We start from the raw sequence: 8,683 nt of genomic DNA, 5'->3' as shown, positions 1-8,683 counted from the left end.
TACCACCCCGGTCACCCAGAGCGTACAGAAGGAGTTTAAGGCCCACTTCGCTCTTAAGAGATAAATAGAGGAACTATATAACCAAACAGGGCTGCCGTTGGCAGCCCTGTTTGGTTTATATGAAATAATAAAAAAAACCTGTGATTTTTTACAGGGCTTTTTTGCTATTTATTGTATTGTAGTAATGCTTCTTTTAAAATTTGTACTGAGCGTACTAAATCTTCTTTTTTCAATACATAGGCAATACGAATTTCATCAAGCCCCACATTTGGGGATGAATAAAATCCGGCAGCCGGAGCAACCATGACAGTTTCCCCGTTCAGGTCAAAATTTTCAAGTAGCCATTGTGCAAATTTATCGGCACTCTCAACAGGCAGTTTTGCTATACAGTAAAATGCCCCTTTAGGGGTAGCTACCTTAACACCTTGAATTTTGTTTAGCTCGCTTATAAGCGTATCTCTTCTATCTTTATATTCATGAATAACTTCATCAAAATAACTTTGAGGTGTATCAAGAGCAGCTTCACTTGCAATTTGTGCAATGGTAGGCGGGCTTAGGCGTGCTTGTGCAAATTTCATTGCTGTAGCCATAACCTCTTTATTTTTTGATACTATGCACCCAATGCGGGCACCACACATGCTGTACCTTTTCGAAACAGAATCAATCATTATAGCATATTGCTCCAGGCCGGGTACATTCATAACGGAATAGTGTTTATCACCATCGTAAGTAAACTCACGGTACACTTCATCGGCAATAAGAAAAAGGTCATGTTTTTTTACAAGATCTGCTAATTGCTGTATCTCTTCCTTAGTATAAAGGTATCCTGTAGGGTTACCGGGATTGCAAATTAGTATAGCTTTGGTTTTAGGCGTTATCAGTTTTTCAAAGTCAGCAACCGGAGGAAGCGCAAACCCTTCATCAATAGTAGAGATTACGGGTACAACTTTTACTCCCGATGCAACCGAAAAACCGTTGTAATTTGCATAAAATGGTTCGGGGATAATAATTTCATCGCCTGAATCCATAGTACTGCCCAATGCAAAAAGCAAAGCTTCGGAGCCGCCGGTGGTTATAATTATATCTTCTGTATTAACAGGTAATCCCTGATTTGTATAATATTGGGAAAGTTTGTTCCTGTAACTTTCAAAACCAGCCGAATGACTGTATTCAAGGATTTCAATATGGTTATCCTTAACTGCCTTTAATGCTACTTCAGGAGTTTTAATATCGGGCTGTCCAATGTTTAAATGGTAAACCTTGTGTCCCTTTTTCTTGGCTGCTTCAGCAAAAGGAACCAGTTTTCTTATAGGAGATTCAGGCATCTGCCTGCCTTTTTGAGATACTTGAGGCATTTTGATAGATTTAAAATGTGATGCGCAAATTTGCAATTTTTTTTAGAAAATATATAATTTATATGCCATTAGGCTATAAATAAAAGAGCAGCTTATTGCAAATTTTATTTTGTTTGAGTTATACAACTAATAACAACCGTTTTTATCTGAATGATAAGGTTTATAATTCACTGTGTCCTGAATGGGAAACAGATTTAAATTATATCATGCTGTTTTTTTAAAATTGTACTTATATAGTTACTTTTGCATACATTTTTTAAGAACCAGGAACGTTCATCAGAACAAATTACATAGAGTTATGACAATCCCTTCGCAATTTGATGCCAAAGAAGTAGAGAATAAATGGTATGATTACTGGATGAAACACAATTATTTTCATTCAGAACCTGACCATAGGAAACCTTATACTATTGTAATTCCGCCTCCTAATGTAACAGGAGTACTGCACATGGGGCACATGCTTAACAATACCATACAGGATGTGCTTATAAGGCGTGCCAGGCTTAAAGGCTTAAATGCCTGCTGGGTTCCGGGAACTGACCATGCCTCTATTGCTACAGAAGCCAAAGTAGTAGCCAAGTTAAAAGCAGAAGGAATTAATAAAGCCGACCTGACAAGGGAGAAGTTTTTAAAGCATGCCTGGGAATGGACAGATAAATATGGTGGTGTAATACTGGAACAGCTAAAAAAACTGGGAGCTTCATGCGATTGGGAGCGTACCAAATTTACAATGGATGATGATATGACCGCTTCGGTTATAAAATCGTTTGTGGATTTATATAATAAAGGATATATATACCGTGGTTACCGCATGGTTAACTGGGATCCTGAAGCTAAAACCACGCTTAGTGACGAAGAAGTAAATTATGAGGAAAGGCAGGGAAAATTATACCACCTGAAATACAGGATTGAGGGCAGTGATGATTATATTGTTATTGCAACTACCCGCCCTGAAACTATTTTGGGAGATACTGCAATTTGTATTAACCCTAACGATGAGCGTTATACGCATTTAAAAGGCAAAAGGGCTATTGTGCCAATAGCGAACAGGGTTATACCTGTTATTTTTGATGAGTATGTTGATATGGAATTTGGTACAGGCTGCCTTAAGGTTACACCTGCCCATGATGTTAATGATAAAGAGCTGGGCGAAAGGCACAATCTTGAAATAATTGATATTTTTAATGATGACGCCACATTAAACAGCTTTGGACTGCATTATGCAGGCAAAGACCGTTTTGCAGTAAGAGATGAAATAGCCAAAGAGCTTGAGAGCATTGGAAGCCTTGAAAAGATTGAGGAGCATATAAATAAAGTAGGGACTTCGGAAAGGACAAAAGCGGTTATTGAGCCAAGGCTGAGTGACCAATGGTTCCTTAAAATGGAACAGCTTGTTAAGCCTGCTATAAAAGCGGTACTGGAAACTGAAGAAGTTAAACTTTATCCTAAGCGTTTTGAAAATACCTATCGCCACTGGATGGAAAACATCCGGGACTGGAACATTTCGCGCCAGTTGTGGTGGGGGCAGCAAATTCCTGCTTATTATTTTGGCGATGGCAAGGAAGATTTTGTTGTAGCTGAAACCAAAGAGCAGGCCCTTGATTTAGCGAAAGCAAAAACAGGAAATGTGCAGTTAACAGCCAGTGACCTTAAGCAGGATCCTGATGCGCTGGATACATGGTTTTCTTCATGGCTGTGGCCTATGGCTGTATTTGGCGGGATACTTGATCCTGAGAATGAAGATTATAAATATTATTATCCAACCAATGACCTTGTAACAGGCCCGGACATCCTTTTCTTTTGGGTTGCACGTATGATAATTGCCGGATATGAATATGCAGGAGAAAAGCCGTTTACCAATGTTTACCTGACAGGACTGGTGCGTGATAAGCAACGCAGGAAAATGTCAAAATCATTAGGAAATTCACCAGACCCGCTTGACCTTATTGAAAAATTTGGTGCAGATGGCGTTAGGGTAGGGCTGCTGCTTAGTGCCTCTGCCGGGAATGATATTCTTTTTGATGAAGAATTGTGTAATCAGGGCAAAGCATTTTCAACTAAAATATGGAATGCCTTCAGGCTTATAAAAGGGTGGGAGGTAAGTGATATTGAACAGCCGAAGCATAGTGCTAAAGCTATTGAATGGTATGAGGCCAAGCTCCAAAAAACTTTGGCCGAAATTGAAGATCATTTTGAAAAGTACCGTATTTCTGACGCCTTAATGGCAATATACAAATTAGTATGGGACGATTTTTGCTCATGGTTCCTTGAAATGATTAAACCCGGCTACCAGCAGCCTGTGGACAGGAAAACCTATGATAAGGCTATTGAAATGCTTGAGGCTAACCTGAAGCTGCTTCACCCATTCATGCCTTTCCTTACGGAGGAGATATGGCAGCATATAGCAGAAAGGAGTCCTGAGGAAGCTCTTATTATAGCGCAATGGCCTGAAATTAAAACAGCAGATGAAAAACTGATAGCTGATTTTGATTTTGCTGCCGAGGTAATTTCGGGTATAAGGACAGTAAGGAAAGAAAAAAATATTGCCTTTAAAGACAGTATCAGCCTTAAGGTTATTAATAATGAAAACATTGGTAAGGATTTCGATAGTGTAATCTGCAAGCTTGGCAATGTGGACGGGTTAGAATATGTGTCAGAAAAAGTAAACGGCGCATTAACCTACAGGGTAAAATCAAACGAGTATTTTGTTCCCGTTGCAGGGGCTGTAAATGTTGAGGAGGAAATAGCTAAGCTAAAGCAGGAGCTGGAGTACCATAAAGGTTTCCTTAAATCGGTACAGGCTAAACTTTCAAATGAAAAATTTGTTAGCGGTGCACCGGAGAAAGTTGTAGCGAATGAAAGGCAGAAAGAAGCTGATGCAATGGCAAAGATTGCTACCATACAGCAAAGCCTTGAAAGCCTTGTATAAAAAGACAGAGGTATAAAAATAAAAAGCGGCTTTTGCCGCTTTTTTTATTCCAGATAGTAGGTTATGTTACGTTCTATAATAAATTTAGGTATTCCATCAGAATAGATAACTTTTCGTGTCCAGTTGCCCTGGTTATCATATTTATACTCATACATTTTATTCTCAATCATTTTGTTATCAGCATCATTAACTATAATTTCCAGTAAATTATTATTGTCATCATACCTGTAACCGGCATTCATAACAGGCTTTTTGTTTTTAATAATTTCCCACCTTATTTTATTGCCGCGGGCATCATATTTATACAGGTCTTCAGTTTCTGAGTTGTCAAAAGCATCAAAAGTATATTGCCTTGTTTCGTTGCCTTTTTCATCAAAGGTTATCTTTTGTAAGTATTCAACTTTTCCTTTGTTGTTCCTGGTTTCTTTTTGTATCAACCTGCCGTTGTCATATTTATAGGTTGTTTTATAAATAACTTTGGAATTTTTGTCAAGCCTTGTTTCTGCTATTTTATGGTTATCCTTATCATATTCGGATATATTTTTGGCTACCAGTAAATTATAATTCATATAAATATCCTCATTGGTAAGGTTGCCTTTCTTATCATAGCTGTAAGTCATCCTTCCTGTAGGGTTGTTTTGTGTGTTATAGGTAGTAGTTTCAATCAATCTTCCTTCATTGTCAAATTTCTTCTCTGTTTTCTGCATCCCCGTATTATCAGGATTGCTTTTTACAACAGTAATATTATTGCCCTTAGTATCCCAACTGTATAAGGTTTTAGACATAACTTTATTATTTGAATACAGGCGGGAATTTAATTTTTTATCTTTCCCTTCAAAGTTTGTTTCCTCATAAGGAGTACCGTTGTTATACCATTTCTTTTCAGATACCAAAAGCCCGTTTTCATCAAAGTTAAGATCGAAATCATGCTCTGCCGAGTTTTCATGCCTTGCAGCCCCCTTTGTTCCTTCAGGGGTAGCTATATATGATTTTTCCGAAAGGCTTTTTACATTACCTTTCAGTCCATAGGAAGACCATTCGGCATTAGACCTGTCAATTACTTTTTCCTCATTTTCTGTTTCCTTTTTACATGATAAAGTAAGCATCAGTAAAAGGCTGATAGCAAAAGCGTATTTCATAGTATCTGTTAAGTTAAAGTTATCAAAAATCACTATTTTTTTTAAAACTGGCAACATTTATGATGTTAAGGAACATAATTAAAAAATAAAAACCGCCATAAGGCGGTTTTTATTTACTATTTAAAAGTAATTATTTTGCTATTGCAGCATCATATTTTTTCCCGACAGCGTCCCAGTTTATTACATTGTAAAAAGCCGCTATATAGTCAGGCCTTTTATTTTGGTAGTTAAGATAATAGGCATGTTCCCAAACATCAAGCCCTAAAATAGGTTTTCCTGAAATGCCCACATTAGGCATTAGTGGATTATCCTGATTAGGCGTGCTGCCAACTACAAGCTTTCCTGACTTGTCAACCACAAGCCAGGCCCAGCCTGAACCAAACTGGTTTGCAGCTGCATCAGAAAATTGCTGTTTAAAATTATCAAACGAACCAAAATCTTTATTTATGGCTTCGGCAAGTGCACCTTTTGGTTGGCCGCCTGCATTTGGCGCCAAAACTTCCCAGAAAAGTGTATGGTTATAATATCCTCCACCGTTATTTCTTACAGCCTTATTATCCATACTAAGGCCGCTCAATATTTCCTCTATGGTTTTACCTTCAAGGTCGGTTCCTTTTATGGCAGCATTTAGTTTATTTGTATATCCTAAATAATGTTTGGAATAATGCACTTCCATTGTTTTGGCATCAATATGCGGTTCCAGTGCGTTATAGGCATAGCCTAACTTAACTACCTGGAATGCACCCTCATCTGCTTTAACATCATCAGGATTACCCATTGCCGGTGCTTCTTCTTTTTGAGGTTCAGGAACTTCAACCACCTCTTCAAGGTTATTTTTTTCTTTGCATGATTGTAAAGAGGCTATTATTACAAGCGCTGAAAGTAAAATTTTTGCTTTTTTCATAATTAGAGTTATTTAATCAATGAATTTATAGTTTCTATATATAATTTTTTTGCTTCATCGGCTGAAAGATGCCTTACCTGTATCCAGGCATTTATCTTAAAAGCATCCCTCAAATCAGAAGACCTGTAATAATTAGGATTAGCATTATTTCGTGTAGCCTGCTTATAGTAGGCATATATGCGCAGCATAACGTCGGGCGGTAACGCTTCGGTCATGTTTGAAGCCTTTTCATATGCTTCTTCAAACAGTGTATCCAAATCCTTTTCCTGCATTAACTATGCCTTTGTTGCTATAATTGTTTTGCCGCCTATGGCTTTTTGGTTAAGCTGCACATTAACTTCTGTACCTAAAGGTAAGAATAAATCTACCCTCGAACCAAATTTAATAAATCCTGCATCGGTGCCCTGCACAACCTGCATACCCTCTTTTGCATAATTTACAATGCGCCTTGCCAGTGCCCCGGCTATCTGGCGGTATAAAATTTCACCGAATAATACATTTTCAACCACAACTGTAGTACGTTCATTTTCCTCGCTGGCTTTTGGGTGCCATGCCACAAGGTATTTGCCCGGATGGTATTTGCTGAATTTTACCAATCCGTTTACAGGGTAGCGGGTTACATGCACATTAATTGGCGACATGAAAATAGAGACCTGAAGGCGTTTTTCTTTAAAATATTCCGGTTCATAAACTTCCTCAATAACCACAACTTTACCATCAACAGGTGCAATAATATTATGGTCTGATACCTGCACCATACGTTTTGGGTTCCTGAAAAACTGCAGTATAAGCACAAGGAAAATAAAAGCAAATACCTGGATAAATTTCAGCAGCCAGTAACTTTCTATAAACCTGTCTGATAAAACAACAACCGCTATAGTAACCAACAGCGATATTAAAATAATTTTAGCGCCTTCTTTATGAAACATAATGTATAATTTGATAGTACAAAAATAGGAAAGGTATTGCAAATATTACACTATCCAGCCTGTCTAATATGCCGCCATGCCCGGGCATGATATTTCCGCTGTCCTTAACACCGGCTGTACGTTTTAATTTGGACTCTGTTAAATCTCCCAAAGTTCCAAAAATAACAATAATAGCAGCACTTGCCATCCATCCTGCTGCCGAAAGTATATTATAATACATGCTTATTATATAGCCCGCACCTATAGTAAAAACCATTCCGCCCAAAAAGCCCTCTATGGTTTTTTTAGGAGAAATACGCTGAAAAAGTTTATGCCTGCCCATACTTTTACCTACTATATAGGCAAAAGTATCATTAACCCATATTAAAATAAATATACCGATAATTATATAGGGCGTATAGTTTACAGATAAGGAAAAAGGCAGGCGCATTATTAAAATAAAAGGTATAATAATGTAACCTGCAAGCTGTGCAAACTTTGCCGCAGTATCTTTTTTAATTGTTTTTTTTGAGAAAAGCTCGGCAAGCAGCATAACTGCAATAAAGCACGCAGAGCCAGAAAGGAATAAATTTGCTGAAGCAGTTTTCTGCATCAGTAAAATAAAAACGGCATAACATAAAACCCCTAAAAATATGGGAAAACGCCAGTTTAAGCTAACCAGCCTGCAAAACTCCGCAATAGCAATCAGCATAAATATGCCAAACAGAATAATAAAACTGATGGGTGAAATTAAAGTGGCAGTTATGAGCAATGAAACATAAACAATACCTGAAAGTGCCCTTGTTATACTTTCATTCATTTTAAAGGTCTTCTAAAAGCAAAAGGTACAGGTTTTTGGCTACACTGCCATATTGAAGGAAATCTTCTTCTTTTGCTTTTTCAAAATATTTAATGGTGGTTATATTGGTAGGGTAGTCCTTATCGTATTTTCTTTTTATCTCCCTAAGTCCGTCGCTTTTAGAGTTTAAAATCTGGCTTGTTGTTGCAAAAATTATAATGTTGGCCGGAAGGTCATTGGGTTTGTTCTGCTTTATCTGGTTAGATGAAAACAGTATAGACCCCTCGTCAGCTATGAGGTTTTCGCAGGAGGATAACAGGAATTTAGGATTAGCAGTATTTTTATATACAAGTTTATTTTCTTCAAGCAGCCCGAAAAGCTTTGGTTCATAACAAAGTGCTTCGCATTCAAACCAGTCATTTTCTTCCAGTATATTTAAAAACTGCTCGTGTATCTCGTCAAGATTATCACAATAAAGGAATTTACCGCCATTTTTACGGAAATTCATTGTAAACATCTCATCGGCGGGGATTTCTTTTTCAGGAAGGAAAGGGCTTGTTCCCTGGTTTTTATCTTCACTGGAAGCATCATTTGAGGTGCCGAAAATTTTTTTAAAAAGACTCATACCTTATTAAATCCCCTGTTTTTC

The 8,683-nt window shown here is 37.6% G+C and carries 8 protein-coding genes; 1 reads left to right on the top strand and 7 read right to left on the bottom strand.

Annotated features, from left to right (window positions below):
- Positions 1–164 precede the first annotated feature (164 nt).
- Entirely contained in the window at positions 165–1,355 is a 1,191-nt protein-coding gene (locus GSF09_RS09990; RefSeq protein ID WP_159800923.1) for a pyridoxal phosphate-dependent aminotransferase, read from the bottom strand.
- Between the two features lie 298 nt (positions 1,356–1,653).
- Here GSF09_RS09990 and GSF09_RS09985 point away from each other — a divergent pair, with 298 nt between their 5' ends.
- Positions 1,654–4,284 (top strand): valine--tRNA ligase, encoded by a 2,631-nt coding sequence (locus GSF09_RS09985; protein ID WP_159800921.1) that lies wholly within the window; start codon positions 1,654–1,656, stop codon positions 4,282–4,284.
- A 44-nt stretch (positions 4,285–4,328) separates the two neighbouring features.
- On the opposite strand, the gene GSF09_RS09980 is transcribed toward GSF09_RS09985, so the two are convergent.
- From GSF09_RS09980 to GSF09_RS09955, 6 genes are all read right to left on the bottom strand, one after another.
- Positions 4,329–5,423 (bottom strand): RHS repeat domain-containing protein, encoded by a 1,095-nt coding sequence (locus tag GSF09_RS09980; protein ID WP_159800919.1) that lies wholly within the window; start codon positions 5,421–5,423, stop codon positions 4,329–4,331.
- A gap of 130 nt (positions 5,424–5,553) precedes the next feature.
- Positions 5,554–6,201 carry a superoxide dismutase gene (locus GSF09_RS09975; RefSeq protein WP_236564877.1) on the bottom strand — a complete coding sequence of 216 codons (648 nt, stop codon included), beginning with the start codon at positions 6,199–6,201 and terminating at the stop codon, positions 5,554–5,556.
- A 134-nt stretch (positions 6,202–6,335) separates the two neighbouring features.
- Positions 6,336–6,599 (bottom strand): acyl-CoA-binding protein, encoded by a 264-nt coding sequence (locus GSF09_RS09970; RefSeq protein ID WP_159800915.1) that lies wholly within the window; start codon positions 6,597–6,599, stop codon positions 6,336–6,338.
- Between the two features lie 3 nt (positions 6,600–6,602).
- Positions 6,603–7,256, bottom strand: coding sequence for a phosphatidylserine decarboxylase family protein (locus tag GSF09_RS09965; RefSeq protein ID WP_159800913.1), 654 nt, complete (start codon positions 7,254–7,256; stop codon positions 6,603–6,605).
- The gene (locus GSF09_RS09960; RefSeq protein ID WP_159800911.1) at positions 7,246–8,055 is read right to left on the bottom strand and encodes a phosphatidate cytidylyltransferase; all 810 of its coding nucleotides are present in this window, start codon (positions 8,053–8,055) and stop codon (positions 7,246–7,248) included. Before GSF09_RS09960 ends, GSF09_RS09965 begins: the two co-directional genes overlap by 11 nt.
- Before the next feature lies 1 nt (position 8,056).
- Entirely contained in the window at positions 8,057–8,659 is a 603-nt protein-coding gene (locus GSF09_RS09955) for a lactate utilization protein B/C (RefSeq protein WP_159800909.1), read from the bottom strand.
- Positions 8,660–8,683 lie beyond the last annotated feature (24 nt).

It is taken from the genome of Flavobacterium sp. MK4S-17, from assembly GCF_009848495.1.
GTDB lineage: Bacteria > Bacteroidota > Bacteroidia > Flavobacteriales > Flavobacteriaceae > Flavobacterium.
Note: the sequence above shows the minus strand (reverse complement) of the source record. Positions and strands in the feature narration are given on the sequence as shown.